The sequence below is a fragment of the Candidatus Nitrososphaera sp. 86-2 genome, assembly GCF_056726185.1.
This window is the reverse complement of the sequence record NZ_JBWZON010000001.1, coordinates 1,502,543-1,520,900: the sequence shown is the minus strand read 5'-3', so window position 1 is coordinate 1,520,900 and position 18,358 is coordinate 1,502,543. Positions and strand designations below refer to the sequence as shown.

Below are 18,358 nucleotides of genomic sequence, written 5' to 3'. Positions count from 1 at the left end.
ATAAGAGCATGTGTCGAGCCATTATGAAAGAGCCGTACAGCCATTGGTTGCAAAGTTATACTTGTCCAAGACCAAAGATGAAGTCCAAGAGAATTTCAAAGAACTACAGGCCATAGTGACATCAATACTGGAATCTGAAGAATCCGAAGAAGTTATGACAGAGAACATCATAATCGCTTTCCATACCTTGCTTGGAATGGCGAAGGTCCAATGCATGCATAACATAGAAGTACAGGCTCGTATAGATGAATTGGAAAAAGCGATCAAAAAATAGAGTTTCGGTGACACAGAGGATTTGTATTTGTCTCTTATGGAGTGTAATGTCAGCAATACGGTCAATGCACCATTGAGCTAAAAATACAAGAGTTGCCATACAACGACATGCAATCTTCAACATATTCGCGGAAAATTACACGGAATAGTAATTGCATCACACCCTCAGAGAAGGTCTTTTTAATGTAGTATGCGAGATTGATATGAGAACAGCCATGAGCACACACGGGGGTAAGGGAGAAGAGGTTGATGATGAGGGGAACGACGAATTGCGTGAGGAAGAGCATAGGGCCAAGAGAGAGGAGGTCAAGGACGAGCTTCATGAATTCCAAGATGCGGAGCACGAAGAAGTAGAGGAAGAAGAAGTTGAAGTAGAGGAAGAAGAAGATTAGATATATCTGCGGTTTATTCCCTCTTTAATTTAGTAGAGCGAAGAATGTCCTTTGCAATTGACTGTGTTGATGGCGCAGTTGATTGAGAGGCTGTGTTTGCATAGATCTTTCGTGCGCGACATCCATATGGAGGGTACCATTGTTTTGGTATTGCACTTTGCAGATTATCGATAAATAAGCCACAGGATAATCAAAGGGCAATATAGTCCCGGGGCCATTTCTAACGCTTGACATTCTTAAATTGTCAATATTATCTCTTCTTATTCATATTTGCCAATTGCTTGATTGCAGCTAGCAAGCTCTCTTCATCCCAAGAATCGTTGTATCTAAAGCCGTTAAAAAAGAACGTGGGCGTTCCATTTACTCCACTGCGTATACCACTCACGAAATCCTCTCTAACACGTCTAGCGTGAACGTGCGTCAACATCTCGTTGTCAAACATTTCAACATCTAGGCCAATCATTGCAGCATATTCGCGTAAACTTGCGTCATCAAGGGCATGCTGATTTTCGTAAAGGATATCATGCATTTCCCAGAATCTATCCTGCGCACCGGCTGCTTCTGCGGCTTCAGCTGCATGTTGAGCATTTGGATGCATCTGAGCGAGTGGAAAGTTACGAAACGTAAAGCATACTAGCCCATAATCATCAAGCGCTTCTTGTACCCTCTTGATTATAGCATAAGCTTGTCCACAGTAAGGACATTGATAGTCTCCAAATTCGACCATCTGGACTGGCGCATTACGGGGGCCTTGAAAATGATCCCGTTCAAAGGAAACGGGAGGAACCAATCTGGCATCCGGATCGAGTGTAGACATTACAGGGTAGAATGTCTTGTGTGGGCTGATCATTTCTTTCTCATACCTTGGTGCTGGAGGCCGCTGTCATTTGTCTGTCCACCAATGTTGCTACCACCATCCAACGATTCAAGTGCTGTAAGAACTCCGTTTACACCAGGGTTGACTCCGATAGGGGAGACATAGCTCCAACGAATGATGCCATCGCCGTCAATTACAAACAATGCTCTTTCTGTTACACCATCTTGATGTCTGTATACCCCATGTCTCTGAGCCACTTCGCCTTTTGGATGAAAATCTGACAGGAGGGGAAATCCTAGTTTCCGTTCTTTTGCAAATGCAAGATGAGACCATACATTGTCTACTGAAATACCAAGAACTTGAGCATTAAACTGATTAAATTCGGGTAATACTTCATTGAACAGCGCTACTTCATCTCCACAGACTGGACTAAAGTCTGCAGGATAAAAGACAAGGACTACCGGCTTATTACAAAAGTCACGTAATGAAACGAATTGGTCGGGAGTGGTACGTAGGGAAAAATCCGGTGCGGGTGTTCCTGTGGCCAGTGGCGACTTGGGTTGAAGTGTAGGCTTCAGGTCATAGTCCGCTGCATGAGCTCCATTACTCTTTGGGCTGTTATTCGGAGATGATCCTCTTGCGCCTTTCATTTTTCGTTTCTCTATCTTCTTTAGCAAGCCGAATGACTTAAGTTTTGTCGGAGTACGATTACTAGTGAGTCTCTCGTTACTTTTCGCCGGTAGCTAGCTAGCATACATGGCAATATTGAATGATTTACAGGCGAGTGCGAATGGTAGTGAGGCAAAAGAAGAAGAGAGAGGAGATAATAGGGCCGAAGGCTCTAATGTACCAGGAAATGAGCTGGAATCGTACATGCTGAACAAGTTGTTTCGCAAAGAGATACACGAATACAAAGCCAAAGAGTTAATGACGAAAAATGTCATAACTTTGGAGCCTCATGATAATTTATTAACTGCACAGAACGAAATGTCCCGGTATAGGATAAAGAAAATAGTCGTTGTAAACTCGGGTAAATTTGGCAAAAAGAATCCGGTTGGCATATTGACAATAAGAGATATTCTAAAATTTGTATTCAATGATAAAACAGATCGAGAGCTCTATGAAATACAAATCTCTGAAGTAATGACTAAGAACCTGGTTACATCAGGCCAGAATGAAAAGGTAGTTAGTTGTGCAAGAATTCTCGCAAATCGAAACATCAGTTCTGTAGTAATCGTTAAAGAAGAAGACGAAGATTCTTTCAAAGAAGAAGAGCAAAGATCTAAGAATATAGTATTGGCCGGAATCATCACATCGACTGACCTCACAAGGTTCTATTCGGATAACTGCGTGGGTTTTGCAACGGTAAACAAATACATGTCATACCCGGTTGTCACAATTTCAATAAATGAGAAAGTCCCAGCTGCGGTCCAGTTAATGACAGACAAGAATATTTCTCGACTTGTAGTCACATCAAGTAATAATCAGGGTAACGTTGTGGGAATACTTTCTGAAACAGATATCTATAGAGTAGTTGTCGCTTTTAAATCGAAAACATTGAGATCTGCCTATGAAAATATCGGCCTTATTTTTTCGTCATCGCTCAAAAAGCTAGATGCCTTCTCAGAGCCAGCCTTTGTAGGCATAGAAGACATATTCACATCCAATCCCACGACAATCGAAAAGGACGCAGATTTGGCAGAAGCAGCAAAAATAATGATAAGGCAGGACATCGGAGGCATACCGGTCGTGGAATCCTCAGAAGATGACACGACACGGAGTAAACCTATCGGAGTCATTTCAAAAACAGATGTAGTCAGAGCGCTGACAGATATGAAATAGAGGAAGTTTCATCTTGCATGCTCTATCAAATCTTCATCTCGTACTTCTTCAAGTCCTGTTTTGGAATGCTCAACGTAAGTTCATTGCCATCGAATCCCTCAACCTTATGCTTTGGAATTAGAAGTTCTCGTGTAACACCTTTTTGAACAATAACGTATCCTGATGAAACTCCGACTACTATTCCAGCATCTTGACCATCTTGTGTTCTGACACCTTTTTTGAAAGTAGCATCCCAGTCGACTACAGGTTCATTTGACATTGTCTAACATGGTCGTTCGACGCTATTAAGTGTGGAAGGAATTATCATCTGATATAATTAACGGTAATAATGATTTCTGGAGTTACTTCTTTCCGCTCAAAAGTAATGCTTGTGCTATAATTATAGGCAGAAGTAGAATCACAAATTCGCAACAATATTGTTGCGGTTGGAGGAATTATGCACATTATGTTGTGAACAATCAACAACAAATATTTTTGATTACTTGCTTTACCGGACAATAACTAGGATAACATCATGGTTACAATTCTTCACAATCCTTATATCAAAATATGATGGTTCTTTTCATACGAACCGAAAATGAAAAGTGATCAGCCAGTAGTAAGAGTGCCTACTTCTATCCGCGTTGTAGAAATTGTTCTAGGCACCATAACGTTGGTTCTTGCAGGTCTGGTTTTAGCTTTTCCCGCTTTAGCTGCGGTTATTGTAGTTTTCATGCTTTCAGTATCGTTGCTGTTTGCAGGCATTGAAGGGATCATGGTAGGTGCAGCTGGTAAAGGCTTGTCACGCGGTCAACGAGTCCTTCGCTTGGTGGGTGGGGTAATTGCTCTTGCATTATCGGTATTCGCACTTGTTGCTCCTTCTGTAGCACTCTTGGCTTCAATTGCATTGCTTTCTGTAGGCCTGCTCTTTTTAGGTGCATCCGGAATAGCAAAAGGAATATCTGAAAAATATCTTTCTTCGTGGGCCAAGGCCTTGTATATTGGAGTAGGAGCCCTGACAATAGTTCTCTCTATTTTGGTAATTGTGTCTCCTGTGCTAGGATTTCTAGCACTGTACTCTGTAGTGGCTGCTACATTGCTGATAAATGGTGCGGCATATATTGCCGCAGGAGTTGCCGGCATTTCTTATGTGCCCATGGGGCCGGTCGCAGAAGGTACCAAGCGTGATGGGAAAAGGTGGGAATCGGATGCTGCTTAGGCATATATGCCTGCATTGATGTCGTGCTCGCACTTGCTTCCTTTCTGCATATATTCTACCTCGATCGCCTAGGTGCAACAGGAGTGCGGTATTGTGCTCATTAAGGACAATTATTTGAAATGTAGAAACATGACATTTGATGAAAAATCGCTTTCTAATTGAGGTATGTTAAACGGAAGAGGCGCTCCAGTTTGTCATCTAAGAATAATATCTGTCTCTTTAGATCGCTTCCTCGTTTCTTTTCTTTGTTACAAAGTCAACGGCACCAGTTATGTCGGAGATGAATGCCTTTCCACCCAAGTTTGGATCGCCTCCAAATTTGTCAAGTACTTTTCCTAATATTTCTTCTACCAGTTCCCCTCTAACAACGATTTCGATCTTGGTTCTTGGGATAAACTCGGGTGTAACCAAACCCGTACCTCTGGCAATTGCAACAGGTGCCGGCTTTACTCGTCCTCGGCCTTCTATCTTGGTTACACTCACTCCTCCTATATGCATCTCTTTCAATGTATTATCCACCTCGGTTACCCATCTATTTGGAATGATTAGCTCGACTTTTTTTATCCCCGACATCTCTTGTCAAATTAATATCGGGCGCAACGGTAAAAGAGTTATGAATGCCGATAAAGAATAAGGAAGTGAACAGCTTAAGCTTCTTCGTCGATGCATTCACTTATGGCAGGATATCCCAATTTTGACGATACGCAGCTAATGGGATTTTACAGCGGCGTCCTTCAGTACGACTGATCGCCTGGGAATACCCTTCTGGCTGCGAGTTGGCTCAAATGATGTGTTCACGGCTCTCGTTTAATTCCTCTTGCTTTTTGGCAACTTCTCTTTCTTTTTTACTAAGATCTTCGTGCAGCTGCCCATGCGCTTCTTTTTCCAAATGTTGCTTTCTGTCTTCATCAGTCGTGAACACTGCTCCGCATACAAAACACTGGAAATCTCCAACAATCTTTTCAACACCTTGGAAATTCGGCTCGGGATCGCTATTCATTGCGGGGGATGGATTATCTGCCTCCAAAGTACGGTTGTCGCCGCTACTGGATCTGCCTCCTTTTTCTGATTCATTGATCATATTATTTTTCTCTCATCCATTATTATTATAGACCAAACAATCCTTCAGGCCAGTGCATGAAGCTTTCCGGCATTTTTCCTTTGGCTCTTTAATTTTTCGATTGTACTTTCAAAGTGTTTCATTGTAATCTTAACCTTGGGCTTTGATGGTTCATTCTTGTTTTCTGGACCAAGTTTACTGGAGGTTGCATCTATGCTGCTACTATTCATGTCGGAAGTGGTGATGATGAGTTCCTTTATTGCACTCATAGCCGCGGCATTGACCATTGCAGCAATGTCCGCGCCAGTCATGCCTTCAGTCAACTCTGCCAGCTTTTCCAGGTCAACAGAACTATCAAGCGGTTTCTTTCGGGTATGAATTTGCAAGATCTGTCTTCTTGCATCCTTGTCAGGTATTGGAATCTCTAGTATCCTATCAAACCTACCTGGGCGGAGCAGCGCCTCATCTAGAATATCTGGTCTGTTTGTTGCGCCTACAACTACTACTCGTTTTAGGTCTTCCAAGCCATCCATTTCTGTGAGTATTTGGCTTATCACACGCTCTGTAACATGAGAGTCACCCATAGATCCTCCTCGCCGGGGAGCAATTGCATCCAGTTCGTCAAAGAATATCACACAGGGAGCTGCTTGTCTTGCTTTTCGGAATGTTTCGCGAACACCTTTCTCTGATTCTCCCACCCATTTGCTCAAAAGCTCTGGCCCTTTTACGCTAATGAAGTTTGATTCCGCCACAGTTGCTACTGCTTTGGCTATCAAGGTCTTACCTGTGCCGGGAGGACCGTGAAGTAGTACTCCTTTTGGCGGACTGATGTCGGCTTCTGCAAAGAGGTCAGCACGCTTCAATGGCCACTCTATCACTTCTTGAAGCTCTTCTTTGACTTCTTTGAGACCGCCAATATCTTCCCACTTCACGTTTGGTTTTTGGACCAACACCTCGCGCATTGCTGAAGGTGGGACATCTCCTAGAGCCTCTTCGAAATCCTTGTTAGTAACTTTGATCTTATTGAGAATCTCTGCAGGAATCTTTGGCTGTTCTAGGTTTATTTCCGGTAAGATTCTTCTGAGGGAGCGCATTGCTGCTTCCTTGCTCAGAGCTTCTAGATCTGCTCCAACAAAGCCGTGCGCTATCTTTGCAATAGAGGATAGGTTAACGTCATCTGCTAGTGGCATTCCACGTGTGTGAATCTGCAATATTTGCAGCCTTGCATCTTCATCAGGTATTCCTAACTCTATTTCTCTATCAAATCTGCCGGGACGTCTCAGGGCAGGATCTATTGCGTTTGGCCTATTAGTGGCCCCGATGACGACGAGCTTGCCTCGTGATTTGATGCCATCCATCAATGTTAGAAGCTGTGACACAATGCGCTTTTCAACGTCGCCGGACACTTCCTCTCTCTTTGGAGCAATTGAGTCCAGTTCGTCTATGAAGATTATTGATGGCCCATTTTCCTCTGCCTCTTTGAATATGCCCCTTAACCTTTCCTCGCTTTCACCGTAGAACTTGCTCATGATTTCCGGACCGCTTATTGAATAAAAGTTGGCATCGGTTTCATTGGCGACGGCCTTTGCCAGCAAAGTCTTGCCTGTACCAGGTGGACCATACAAAAGCACCCCTTTGGGAGCTTCAATTCCTATCCTTTCAAATATCTCGGGATGGCGCAACGGCAACTCTATCATCTCTCTGACCTTCTGTACCTCATTCTTTAGGCCACCAATGTCCTCATATGTAACACGAGGCAGGCCCTTGGCAGCTGCTTTTGGAGCACCGATCACAAATCTGGTATTTGCGCCTATGAGAGATGCCACATTAGAGGGCATCACATTGGTAATAATAAAATCAACCTTTCTACCCATAATATTAGTTGGGATCACATCTCCCTTCGCCACGACTCGACCCTCAAGTAATTCGGGTAGATACTCTTCTATTCCTACGATGTTAACCTCTTCTGTAGGCGCGACTACGACTTGTTCTGCTACCTTTGCTTCGACCTTCTTGATAGATACAGTATCGTCTATTCCGACTCCGAGATTGTTTCTGGTATAACCGTCTATCCTTATCAGATTCTTGCCATAATCCATTTCGCGTGGAGACCACAGCAGCACATAGCTCTTTTTCTTATTGCGTCCTGTGACCTCTACTACATCACCTACCGTCAGCCCTAATTCTTCCATAACCTTGGGATCAACCATGCCTAGGCTCTTTCCTACAAACCTAGAGTCGGTTTCGGCAACTTTCAGCGTTCCGACATTATCTGCCTCTTTGTCGTTATTGCCCCTCTTCATTTATTTTGCACCTCTGACCACGACACGTGAGACTGTCCTTTCTTCTTAGCGATGATCGTCATTGACTTGTTTGCCCTCATTCTACCTTGACCTCTGTTCCCTTTGCTTTGCCTGCCCCTTTCGTCTTTATCCTGAGCTCCAATATGCCGTTGGCATATGTTGCTTTTGTGCTCTTGTCGTCAAGTTTCTGTTCCACAGGAACATCCGCGTGGTATTTCTTTGGACCTTTTTCAGCATGGATTGTTACGTTGTCCTCAGATACATTGACCTTGATGTCTTCTTTGGAAACGCCTGGCATCTCCGCAGTTACGGTGACCGTTCCGTCCTTTTCATTATATGCATAGTCTACAAGCGGCTCTCGTGTTCCACTTTGCTCCATAAGACTCCGCGGTGAGGGCTTTATGTTGCCAAATTCTTTTATCTTCGGCTTGCCATCCGGGCCAATTGTCACAGAATATCCATAGACTAGTGGACCTATTTCCCTGACCTTCGCACCAGTCGGTGTTTCGTATTCCCGAACAAGTTCACTTGGCGCCTTTGACTCTATGTCTCCGAACTGTTCTTCAAATACTCTTCCGATTTCTCTCTTCATATCATCAAATTCCTTGACTATGTTTCCAACACCCCCTCCAGATCTTCCAAAATCAAAGGGCGATCTTCTGAACCAAGATTCAAAGTCGCTATCTCTAATGCTCATAGCACGTTCTCAACGTTAGGACTTACAACAGTTTCCATTTGGGTTGAGTTATAGTATATCTCAAATTTGCAAATTAATCTTCTAGCGGACAATCAATACTGGGCATGGCGCAATTTCAGAGATGCTTTTGGAGACACTACCCAGCATGCCGAGTTTTTCTTTGATTTTTGACTGTCTACTTCCCATTACGATCAGTCCTATACCTTCATTTTGTGCAACTTTTGCTATTTCCTCCGATGGAGAGCCCACAGCAAGTACAAAGCGGACCTTGAGACCTTGACTTTTAACTTTCTCGACCTGATCTTTTAACATGGCTTCTGCACCTTGCTTTAGATATTTGATCACCTGCTCCTTTGCCGTTTCCAACGGAGTCTTATCGCTCAAAAATGCCAATGTGACACTTGGGGGGACAAACCTGTCGTCGACAACGTTCAGAATTATTATCTCGGAATTGAAGGGTTTTGCAAGCTCGATCGCTTTGGCCAGAGCTTTGTCGGACGCGTCTGTTCCATCGTGAGGTACTAGGATCTTCGCCATCATTGTTGATGTAGCTGCTGCTTGAGCGGATCCTACTTGAGTAGATCCCATACTCTAGAATGCACAGATAATTATTAAAGTGAAACGCGTGTATATGTTCACATACTTTAATGTTAATACAATTATTGCCTGCACGCCGACAAATAAGATTTTGTGTCATCAATAAATTGCTGAAACAATTGTGTCAGAATGCTCGCGGATTGACGGGATTAACTTTTATTTCTCTATTTTTCAGCTGTCTTATTTCTTACATAGGTATATCAGTGGCTCTTGCTTTTTGGAAATGTATAGAAACAATGTGGCAGCGTGTATTACGTCTTGTGTGCTTTTACAGACATTTGTAAGACATTCCATACATTTTTCACACTGACAAGAACAAAATAGTAGTCCACAAAATCTAGGGCATGTCAACTCATATCTTGTAAGTGTACCTTTTCTTCAAGGACAATAAAGAATAGCGATCCGCACGTTTACTAATGTGCGTGGGGTGGAGGCGCGCTTCCCTTTGCAAGCTCTTCATTAAATGTACCTGCAGCCTTTTCATGATACTCGAGATTGGCTTGGTCAACCTTGACTGCCTGCGGCGGGCACACGGATACACAGGCCATACACCATATGCAGTCGTGCTCTCGTATTGGGTCTGATTTGTCTGTGTAATCCATGCGTCCTTCTTTTGAATGGTCTTCACCCCTGCCAGCACTTGTCGCATTTTGCATTTCTGTCGCAGGTATGTCTTGCTCTGTCCGGTACCATTGGTACACTTGTACAGGGCAGGCTTCAATGCAGGCGCCGTCTGCGACGCAAGAGTCCCAATCGATGGCGACCATCGTGCCGTGAACACCTAAGGGCATAATCTGTTCGCCCCTTGCTTCATACGCCTTCTTTACCTCCTCATTTTCTGCTGCCTCTGCTAACCTTCCCGGCCCCCATACAAAATGGAAGTGTTCTCCATCAGCATGTTTATGCTTTCCTATTACCTGATGGTTCTTTGGGAAATCGGGATCAATTGGCATACCGCGATCTTCAACCTCATAGTTTTAAAGAGATTTGATGAGGGCAGATAGATGATCACTCTTTTAGATAGTATAATCCGACCACAGCTCTTCACCTGTCAAATTTCCATAATTACTTTCCTTCTTCCTTTAATTCTCTAATCTTACGCAATCGATTTCTGAGGCGAAGAACTCGACCATCTGCCTCTCGGGATAGCCCGGCTTCATTGTCTAGATAAAGATTCAGGCCTGCCACCAGGTCTCCAATTTCAGCGCGAGATAATCTTACGAATACAGATTTGCCTTCTTGTACCGCTCTGCTAACTTTTTTCAATTGGACCATTTTCACCAGTCTTTTTAATGACATGTAGAGAAGATATAGAGCAATTGCGAGTGCAGTTGTTCAGACAAAGTATGCACATTGTACTACAATATTATGGGCGCCTCCGTTCGATTTAACTATTACCGACAAAAACACAACAAACAGAATGACTCTCATATACGATCGCGACATGAATCCCCGAAGAGCAACCAATTCCTCCAATTAGCATTTGCTATTTCACACTCCGCAAAATTTGGTTTTGCAGATAGTTGCGAAGAAGTTGCGTCGCGTCGTGGCATTCCTAGTTTTTTGCTGCACAAAAGTATGTAGTTTCTATCATAGGGCACGTTCTGTCTAGCTATGATGCTAGTTGTGAATCTCACAGCTTCTATAAAGAAAGGACATTAGCCACATTTGTAAATAATCTCAAGGAATACGAGAAATATTTATTCTGTTTGCAGACAAATTGCGAAGCTATAGTGGGACGTCTCCTGACCTGTACCAGATATGTTCTTTGTAGGTTTCTTCAAGAAGTACGAAAGCACGCCAAATGGTGTTAACGCTTTTAAAAAATCTATCTTTGGTAAGCCCATCGAAATAGATTCTTTCCTCTAGGATGAAGGCCTCGGGTGTATCAAAACTGGGCCTGCATGTAAAGAAAATGTCGATGAAAAAGACACTCTCAACTATTGCATGTCGGAAGGCCACCCTCTTTGCTTTGCTGAAATTTTTAAATACTTTCTTGTCCGGATCTGTCAAATTGATAATTGCGGAGATCAAAACGCTGTCGTTGCGGTCAGTTTCGACGCCGATGCCATACTCGAATTTGCGAACATCATCATTAACTCGGGTGTAAAAGTCGAAATACAACTGAGGACTAGTGGTAAGGTGTAATTTCTCTTCGGCCAGCCATTTTTTCACTTTTGCAATCAATGTTTCCTTTTCCGAGTTGGCAGACGTATCTTGTTACCATCACTGAAGTACTTTAATCTGATGTTCAGCAGCTGAAAAAGCCGTCATGTAGAAGTAATTGAACAACAGAGAAAAGTGAACCTATCGGCCAACAAAACTAATCGAAGATAGTCTTTATACAAATGAAGCGCTTTTATAAATCCATGTTTGAGGGCATACTTGTTGCAGTGGATGGCTCCAGACATTCGGATTTAGCATTTGATATAGCATTAGAAATGGCACGGAAATTTGATTCCACATTGTTTGTCCTCCATGTCTATCCGGGTACTACAGGACACGGACTTCTTGTTTCCGGTCAAGAAGAGGATACCTTTAGGGCTGCAGGGCAATCCATTTTGGATACATATGCAAGAAAGCTCAACAAGACTGAATCCCTAAAGGTTAGGATGCTACTATCAAAGGGTAAGCCCGCAGAGAGAATTCTGGATGCAGCAAATGAAAAAAAATGCGGCCTCATCGTTCTTGGAAGTAGAGGCAAAGGCGGCTTGTCGGGACTTGTGTTAGGAAGCATCAGCAATAAGATTGCAAATTCTTCCGAACGGCCGGTCCTCATTGCAAGATGACAACCAAGCAAGGAGTACTTGTTCCAAGGTCATTATCTCGACTAGATTCCGTCGTGAAATCAAGCTTCACAAAGATATCTTCCAAGCAGTAAATTGCGTATGCAAAGGCATCTTTAACAGATTCTCTCAAGCAGTTCGGAGCCGCAACCTGGTAATTATCAAAGAAGAAATAGAATGGTTAGCAAAAATGCAATTCGTAATAAATATTTGAACAAAGAATTTAAGAAATTCTGTGTCTTGGCATTTGTCGTACATATATATGCACAGCATAAACCGTTTTATTATTTTCATCTGAGTAGAGATTATGTCATTGCAGACTAGTGCAGGCGGCGGAATGCCTGTGCTAATCCTAAAGGAAGGGGCAAAGGAAAGCAAAGGAAGAGATGCTCAGAGAAACAACTTTACTGCAGCAAAATTAATCGCTGAGGTCATACGTACATCTCTAGGTCCAAGAGGAATGGACAAGATGTTGGTGGATAGCCTTGGGGATGTGACTATTACAAATGACGGCGCCACTATTCTAAAAGAGATGGATGTTCAACACCCCGCAGCCAAGATGATGGTGGAGATAAGCAAAGCGACCGATGATGAAGTGGGAGATGGCACGACATCAGTAGTAGTGCTTGGCGGGGCATTGATAGAAAAAGCAGAAGAACTAATAGGCAAGAAAATTCATCCAACGATAATCGTTGATGGATATAGTAGAAGTGCGGTCAAGGCAATAGATTTACTCAATAACGTAGCACAAAAGATACATGGAAACGAGAAACGTGAGCTAGTCAGAATTGCTAGAACATCAATGCAGACAAAGCTAATATCAAAAGATGCAGACCTTCTGGCCGATATTGTTGTAAGTGCTGCAATGCAAGTAGCAGAAAAGACAAATGAATCTGGTTATCGGGTAGATATAGACGACGTAAAAGTGGAAAAGAAGGAGGGAGGCGCGATTCTTGATACCAGTCTTATCTATGGGATCATCCTTGATAAAGAGGTCGTGCATGGAGGAATGCCGAAGAAAGTCAAAGATGCCAAGATTGCATTGATAAATTCTGCTCTTGAAATTGAAAAGACCGAGTTTGATGCCAAAATAAACATCAATTCGCCGGAGCAGATGCAAAAGTTCATCGACGAAGAAAACAAGATGCTCAAATCAATGGTTGACAGAATAGTGCAGAGCGGAGCAAATGTTGCAGTTTGTCAGAAAGGGATCGATGACATTGCGCAACACTACCTGGCAAAGGCAGAAGTACTATCAGTGAGACGCGTGAAGGAGAGTGATATGATTAGGCTTTCAAAGGCTACCGGTGGGAGGATTGTGAGCAACCTTGAGGATCTAACTTCAAATGACCTTGGAGCTGCTGGCCTTGTGGAAGAAAGGAGGGTAGAGACAGACAAATGGGTCTTTATCGAAGGCTGTAAGGATCCCAAGTCCGTCACCATACTTGTAAGAGGAGGCTCCCAAAGAGTTGTCGATGAGGCAGAACGTTCCATCCATGATGCGTTAATGGTCTCAAAAGACGTACTAGAAAAGCCGGCTATTGTAGCAGGCGGCGGAGCTGCTGAACTTTATGCAGCAGCAAATCTAAGAACTTGGGCCGGCACACTTTCAGGAAGGGAGCAGTTGGCTGCAGAAAAATTCGCGGAGGCGCTAGAGGCCATACCACTTACATTGGCAGAGAATGCAGGAATGAACCTAATAGACACAATTGCGGAGCTTCGTGCAAAACAAAGCAAGGAATCTTCTTCCGCTTCTACAGGAATAGATGCAAAGAATGGCATAATTGCAGATATGTACCGACTTGATATTGTCGAGCCTCTTGCAGTCAAAGAGCAGATAATCAAGTCCGCCACAGAAGCGGCATCGATGCTCCTAAGGATCGACGATGTAGTTGCTTCGAGCAAATCTGCAGGCGGTCCGCCTGCTCCGGGTGCAGGCATGGGCGGAATGGAAATGTAAGTGATAAATGTAAAAACGACCACGTTATTTTCAATGTAGCATCAATTACCTCATCTCTATAGATGGTAATTACTCACTCTTCTTAGCATTTCCATACCTTCTGCCAAATCAATATCTTTTGAGATGGGATGGAGGAAGTATTCGTAAGGAAAGGTCACAGAGTTTCTCCAAAATGTTTTGCAAGAGACTGAACCATTCTTCAGAGTCTCAAACTAAATGTTCGAATAGATAGATTGATGGATAGATAATAGAGGGTAGCCTTGAGCACAGGGCGATCTAAATAATATTGATTCGCCAGAGCAGCTGGCAGACTCTAGATATTGTAGTTTATAGTTTTAAGAGCAGGTTCCAGCAAGTTGTAAAAGCTCGCAAATAGAAGAAGCACACACCTGACTTCAATCCATAAGATACTATTTGGCCTTTAGAACCTAACGATATCATCACTATTATTTCCACGAATTTCTAGCCGATTTTTTTTCGATTCTTTTTTATTACTATTATTCTGGCTTCGATGGAAAGGCGAGACGCAAGCAATTTGCGCAAATCATACGTTCAAACTGCCGCACACCCACACCAGTGCTCAGAAATGGTCGTCCCTTTGAGGCCACATTTACAATAAAAGAGGCTATGCTTCTTGGGTAAACTAAGAATAAGATTCTTGGTTTCAAAAATCGATAGCTCCATATACGTATTTACGGTCGCAACAGCAACTTGTTCCAATGAGAACGCAACTTTAGGGATTTGATGTCTTTGCTTAATGCTTTCTTACGAAGCTGGACATCTATTCCTCTTCTGCAAAGTTCATGTTCTTTTTCCTCTATTCGTTTTCTAATATCATATGTTTTCTTTGGAGGCAAGAGGCAGTACATGTCTGTTATCGCAGAATCATAGAGCTTCACCCATTCCGTCATTATCTCTTCTTGTTCTTCATCTAGCAACATCCGCTTTAGTACTATATGCAAGGTAACATCCGCGGATCCTTGACTTTCCATGACCTGCGTTCGACACCAAAATTGAAAAGTTGTTCTCTGCAGGTTTGTTTTCATCGTTACATAAGGGCGATTCGCAGGTAAAACTTCGCTTCCGTCGGTTCTTCGTATGGTTGTCACAGCGATAAAATCTATGGAGAGCACAGGGGCGCAGCGTGCGAGAATCAGTTACCTGAGTGCTTATATTTGACATTCATTTGTTCCAACTTTTGACCTAAAATATGGTCTAAGCTCAGTTTTGGCCAACTGTATCGTTTCTGGGGGGGGGTGCAGCCCAGAAATTCCTTCATCATATCCTCTAGTATCGCGTTTGTCCCACTTGAGGTGGAATCTACGTAATACTCAGAGTTTGTCACAAGGCGTAGCTTCACCTTGTGTATTTGCATTGGCTGCTGTCCCCCGCCCAGCCCACATGGCCTGGTACACGTTGTACAACCTAAGAATCTGTGTTTCCTCGTCATATGTGGGCTAATAAAACGGCAGGTGCGCCCCCGCCTTTTTTTGCACATTCCTTGCCTCGCCCTCATCTATCGAGGCTAAAGGCGGGTTGGATCCTAGTGCAGAGGATCTTTTTGCCATATATGTAAATCAAACATTCCTCTTTTTTTTACTCGTGCAAGTTTGTGACCTGCTGAGCGTTTGTTTGTTGCTAGTCCCGCACTTATTATGCCATCAATCGTAATTGCCCGGCCATGGTTCTTGAAAGTGTATACGGCAAGCTGCTCTATGTAGGCTGCTCGGACACAACTCCTGCTTCTACGACACTGTGCAAAGAGATGAATTTGCGCATTTCGACTCGAAGCATGTTGTATATTCCTGACAATTTTGTTTGCCACGGTCAAGTCCTATCGTTGCGCGGATCGTGGCTACTTGTGGCATGATTTCACTATATGACAATCAGCATCTAGCCAGTCTACGCTTGTGGCCTCGGCCCCTTGTGTATGTATGCCTATAGCAAATGCTTTGCTGCCTATGAAGGTCGTGATCGGCGCGTATAACTCAGCTGCGATAACAATTCTTTGAGGTACAAAGTGCAAGCTCCTTGTAGTGAGGAACCCCCCATTATCAGTTTTCTCAATGATTTCACGCAACTGAAGGTTCTCCTCCACAAGGTGTTTGTTGATTTCCTCGAGCCTCCTGCGGTATTCACTATCCATTGTGGCATTATTCGCAGACTTACTATTATCCAGCAGCGAACTTAGCATCGATTGTAGCCGAGATATTTCTTCCTGATCACGAATGCACATATCTTGCAATACTATGACTGAGTCGTTGTTGCTTGCTGTCGAGCCTCCTGCGTTCAAATAGGACTGCGACTCGTCTATTGCGGGTGCGGCGATGCTTGCTGCATGCGAAGGACCGTTGTGGCTCGCTTTTGCAGCCCGTACCTTTACCTGATCTTTGAATCGCGCAGGCAAATATAGGCGGATAGACCTGTCAGCCAAGCCGCGCTTGTGCAAGGCATGGGTAATCAGTTCTCTAACGCTGGCGATAGGGACTCCCTCCGCGTCTGCCTGTTGAATTATTTTCTCCATCAATTCTTTTGCCGTACAAAAACTGCTTGCCAGTTGATCTATCAGATCTAATAGAGCCTGCGAGACGACAGGCGCTTGGTTACGCACCAGATCAGTCATGCGAATTAGCCACTCGGAAATCAAAGATGCACATTTCCATAATTAAATAGATATTTCAGATATTTAATAGTGTGGATATGTGCTTTTCTAGTATTATTGCAGAATATATTGCTGCAATTGTTTATTTTATCAGTAAAAACAAAATAAATGATTTGTTTGGCCAGTGCTCAATGCTCCATCAGATGGCAGACCTGACGCCGATCACAATGGCCCTGTAGCAGCACAGCTTGCATGTATTGTGTGTCCTGATACAACCATCTATGTCATAATGCAAAAACGGCGGCAGCTCCATTAGCGTATGCCCCGCGGAGCTCTTGTATTGGCGCCATCAATACGCCGCATTGCTCTGCTGCATACAATGCAGCAGGCATTGCGTTGCTTTTAGCCTTTGGCGTCAAGCCTCCACATACTTTTTTCTTGTCTTTGAGTTCTGCGGCTTTATCGAGAACGGAGATATGGCGCGCTGTGTGTGAGGGGAAATACACAAATCTGAGTAAAAGTGAAGGATCCTTTTACTTATCTTCAGCCACTTTATCCAAAATAAAATGTGTGCTACGACCGCCAAGGTATACCAATTAGCAGACAGAGGCCATCTAATCACCGGTGTTGGAGATCCAAGTAAGCTCCGATGTTTATTAATTTGATAGAGAGAGATATGATATAATGTATGGCAGAATCCTTATCCCTTTCGATGCATCCCTTCACTCGGAAAAGGCCTTATCCCATGCATATGAATTGGCGAAGGTGCACAAAAGTGAAATTATTCTGCTTCACGTAATATCAGAAATTCCCACGTTTCCAATCATTGCAGATACGTCAAAAGCCTCGGAGACCGGCAGCTCTCTGCCCATCACTGAACACCTGCGACTGATTTACGAGGAATCCCAAAAATATATTGAGCGTATGCTAAAGCTAAAGGCGATCGCTTATGAACAGCTAGGTCTTAAGGTTAGTACGGAAGTCTTGATCGGCGACCCGGTCAAACGGGTGGTGGAATACTCTGAGAAAAACGCGATAGATCTGATTGTTGTTGGAAGCATCGGGCAGGGGGGTTATATTAAATTCAAAGCACTAGGTAGCGTATCAAGGGGTGTTGCCGAGCGTGCTAGTTGTCCTGTCTTAATAGTTCACTAGAAATTGCGAAAAGTCATTCTTTTCTATTTATGAGTGATCAAGGTCACCTCGCCACGAGCACGGGGCACATTGCATGAGTAACCACGTTTCTTGCCACGCTTCCCAAGACAAACCTCCTCTCTCCCGTCATTCCTCTTATTCCGATTACTATCAGATCTATGTTGTGTTCCTTGGCGTAATTGATTATGAAATCGGCAATCGAGGTCACATCAAATACGGTTTCAGACGCAACATTGACGCCCAACTTCTCCGAAATAGTTTTTACCTCACTATACCACTTTTCCGCATCTTCTTTTGCACTTTTTTTAAATCTAGCAACAAGATCAGGTGTAATGTATAGGTTGTAGGGAGGCAGTTTTATAACTGCATGAAAAGCGATCAAGTTCGCCCCCGCCATCTTGGCGATCTTGATAGCATACTTTGCAGCTCGAAAGGATGGCTCCGATCCGTCCAATGGCACCAGAATAGTTTTCAGGGAAATGCCTTCGACTTCTGCTATCATTTCATCCACAGTACTTTTTCTCCCCTGTGAAAATCAGCCTTTCTTTCCTAGTCTCTGAGTCGAATAATTCATCATTCGCAATTATTGACTTGCATTCGGTAGCAGAGTATTTCTGCAACCTATCAGTGATCTCGTCTTTGCTAAGAGAGGAGGCTAACAGGACTGACGATTCTT

At 43.5% G+C, this 18,358-nt stretch carries 20 protein-coding genes; 7 read left to right on the top strand and 13 right to left on the bottom strand.

Features of this window, described 5'->3' with window-relative positions:
• The first annotated feature begins 61 nt into the window (after positions 1–61).
• Both ACYOR7_RS09230 and ACYOR7_RS09225 read left to right on the top strand, forming a co-directional pair.
• A complete protein-coding gene (locus ACYOR7_RS09230; RefSeq protein ID WP_479913692.1) occupies positions 62–274 on the top strand; it encodes a hypothetical protein in 213 nt (70 codons plus the stop codon).
• A gap of 214 nt (positions 275–488) precedes the next feature.
• Positions 489–665 carry a hypothetical protein gene (locus ACYOR7_RS09225; RefSeq protein ID WP_479913691.1) on the top strand — a complete coding sequence of 59 codons (177 nt, stop codon included), beginning with the start codon at positions 489–491 and terminating at the stop codon, positions 663–665.
• Positions 666–915: 250 nt separating this feature from the next.
• On the opposite strand, the gene ACYOR7_RS09220 is transcribed toward ACYOR7_RS09225, so the two are convergent.
• Both ACYOR7_RS09220 and ACYOR7_RS09215 read right to left on the bottom strand, forming a co-directional pair.
• Complete coding sequence (locus tag ACYOR7_RS09220) at positions 916–1,482, bottom strand: DsbA family protein (RefSeq protein ID WP_479913690.1); 567 nt, start codon at positions 1,480–1,482, stop codon at positions 916–918.
• Positions 1,483–1,511: 29 nt separating this feature from the next.
• Positions 1,512–2,132 carry a peroxiredoxin gene (locus tag ACYOR7_RS09215; protein ID WP_479913689.1) on the bottom strand — a complete coding sequence of 207 codons (621 nt, stop codon included), beginning with the start codon at positions 2,130–2,132 and terminating at the stop codon, positions 1,512–1,514.
• Between the two features lie 106 nt (positions 2,133–2,238).
• Between ACYOR7_RS09215 and ACYOR7_RS09210 the strand changes: the two genes are divergently transcribed.
• Complete coding sequence (locus ACYOR7_RS09210; RefSeq protein ID WP_479913688.1) at positions 2,239–3,324, top strand: CBS domain-containing protein; 1,086 nt, start codon at positions 2,239–2,241, stop codon at positions 3,322–3,324.
• Between the two features lie 25 nt (positions 3,325–3,349).
• Here the strand turns inward: ACYOR7_RS09210 and ACYOR7_RS09205 are convergent, their stop codons facing one another.
• Complete coding sequence (locus tag ACYOR7_RS09205; protein WP_479913687.1) at positions 3,350–3,583, bottom strand: hypothetical protein; 234 nt, start codon at positions 3,581–3,583, stop codon at positions 3,350–3,352.
• A 318-nt stretch (positions 3,584–3,901) separates the two neighbouring features.
• Between ACYOR7_RS09205 and ACYOR7_RS09200 the strand changes: the two genes are divergently transcribed.
• Positions 3,902–4,522 (top strand): HdeD family acid-resistance protein, encoded by a 621-nt coding sequence (locus ACYOR7_RS09200; protein ID WP_479913686.1) that lies wholly within the window; start codon positions 3,902–3,904, stop codon positions 4,520–4,522.
• 219 nt (positions 4,523–4,741) lie between these two features.
• Here ACYOR7_RS09200 and ACYOR7_RS09195 read toward each other — a convergent pair whose 3' ends face one another.
• The 7 genes from ACYOR7_RS09195 to ACYOR7_RS09165 all read right to left on the bottom strand — a co-directional run bounded on the left by ACYOR7_RS09195 (position 4,742) and on the right by ACYOR7_RS09165 (position 11,366).
• On the bottom strand, positions 4,742–5,095 hold the full coding sequence (locus ACYOR7_RS09195) for a P-II family nitrogen regulator (RefSeq protein WP_479913685.1): 354 nt from the start codon (positions 5,093–5,095) through the stop codon (positions 4,742–4,744).
• Between the two features lie 208 nt (positions 5,096–5,303).
• The gene (locus tag ACYOR7_RS09190; RefSeq protein WP_479913684.1) at positions 5,304–5,603 is read right to left on the bottom strand and encodes a hypothetical protein; all 300 of its coding nucleotides are present in this window, start codon (positions 5,601–5,603) and stop codon (positions 5,304–5,306) included.
• Between the two features lie 44 nt (positions 5,604–5,647).
• A complete protein-coding gene (locus ACYOR7_RS09185) occupies positions 5,648–7,885 on the bottom strand; it encodes a CDC48 family AAA ATPase (RefSeq protein WP_479913683.1) in 2,238 nt (745 codons plus the stop codon).
• Between the two features lie 76 nt (positions 7,886–7,961).
• Complete coding sequence (gene hsp20 / locus ACYOR7_RS09180) at positions 7,962–8,582, bottom strand: archaeal heat shock protein Hsp20 (protein ID WP_479913682.1); 621 nt, start codon at positions 8,580–8,582, stop codon at positions 7,962–7,964.
• A gap of 81 nt (positions 8,583–8,663) precedes the next feature.
• Positions 8,664–9,122, bottom strand: coding sequence for a universal stress protein (locus ACYOR7_RS09175; RefSeq protein WP_479913681.1), 459 nt, complete (start codon positions 9,120–9,122; stop codon positions 8,664–8,666).
• Between the two features lie 470 nt (positions 9,123–9,592).
• Positions 9,593–10,132, bottom strand: coding sequence for a 4Fe-4S dicluster domain-containing protein (locus tag ACYOR7_RS09170; protein WP_479913680.1), 540 nt, complete (start codon positions 10,130–10,132; stop codon positions 9,593–9,595).
• A gap of 775 nt (positions 10,133–10,907) precedes the next feature.
• Positions 10,908–11,366 carry a DUF2299 family protein gene (locus ACYOR7_RS09165; RefSeq protein WP_479913679.1) on the bottom strand — a complete coding sequence of 153 codons (459 nt, stop codon included), beginning with the start codon at positions 11,364–11,366 and terminating at the stop codon, positions 10,908–10,910.
• A 182-nt stretch (positions 11,367–11,548) separates the two neighbouring features.
• Between ACYOR7_RS09165 and ACYOR7_RS09160 the strand changes: the two genes are divergently transcribed.
• Together ACYOR7_RS09160 and thsB are read left to right on the top strand one after the other, a co-directional pair.
• Positions 11,549–11,968 (top strand): universal stress protein, encoded by a 420-nt coding sequence (locus ACYOR7_RS09160; RefSeq protein ID WP_479913678.1) that lies wholly within the window; start codon positions 11,549–11,551, stop codon positions 11,966–11,968.
• 304 nt (positions 11,969–12,272) lie between these two features.
• The gene (gene thsB / locus ACYOR7_RS09155) at positions 12,273–13,925 is read left to right on the top strand and encodes a thermosome subunit beta (protein ID WP_479913677.1); all 1,653 of its coding nucleotides are present in this window, start codon (positions 12,273–12,275) and stop codon (positions 13,923–13,925) included.
• 692 nt (positions 13,926–14,617) lie between these two features.
• On the opposite strand, the gene ACYOR7_RS09150 is transcribed toward thsB, so the two are convergent.
• Positions 14,618–14,917, bottom strand: a complete 300-nt coding sequence (locus ACYOR7_RS09150; protein WP_479913676.1) for a hypothetical protein — start codon at positions 14,915–14,917, stop codon at positions 14,618–14,620.
• Positions 14,918–15,780: 863 nt separating this feature from the next.
• On the bottom strand, positions 15,781–16,548 hold the full coding sequence (locus tag ACYOR7_RS09145; protein WP_479913675.1) for a hypothetical protein: 768 nt from the start codon (positions 16,546–16,548) through the stop codon (positions 15,781–15,783).
• 663 nt (positions 16,549–17,211) lie between these two features.
• On the opposite strand from ACYOR7_RS09145, the gene ACYOR7_RS09140 reads away from it, so the two are divergent.
• Positions 17,212–17,682 (top strand): universal stress protein, encoded by a 471-nt coding sequence (locus ACYOR7_RS09140; protein ID WP_479913674.1) that lies wholly within the window; start codon positions 17,212–17,214, stop codon positions 17,680–17,682.
• A 43-nt stretch (positions 17,683–17,725) separates the two neighbouring features.
• On the opposite strand, the gene ACYOR7_RS09135 is transcribed toward ACYOR7_RS09140, so the two are convergent.
• Positions 17,726–18,184 carry a universal stress protein gene (locus tag ACYOR7_RS09135; protein ID WP_479914462.1) on the bottom strand — a complete coding sequence of 153 codons (459 nt, stop codon included), beginning with the start codon at positions 18,182–18,184 and terminating at the stop codon, positions 17,726–17,728.
• Positions 18,185–18,358 lie beyond the last annotated feature (174 nt).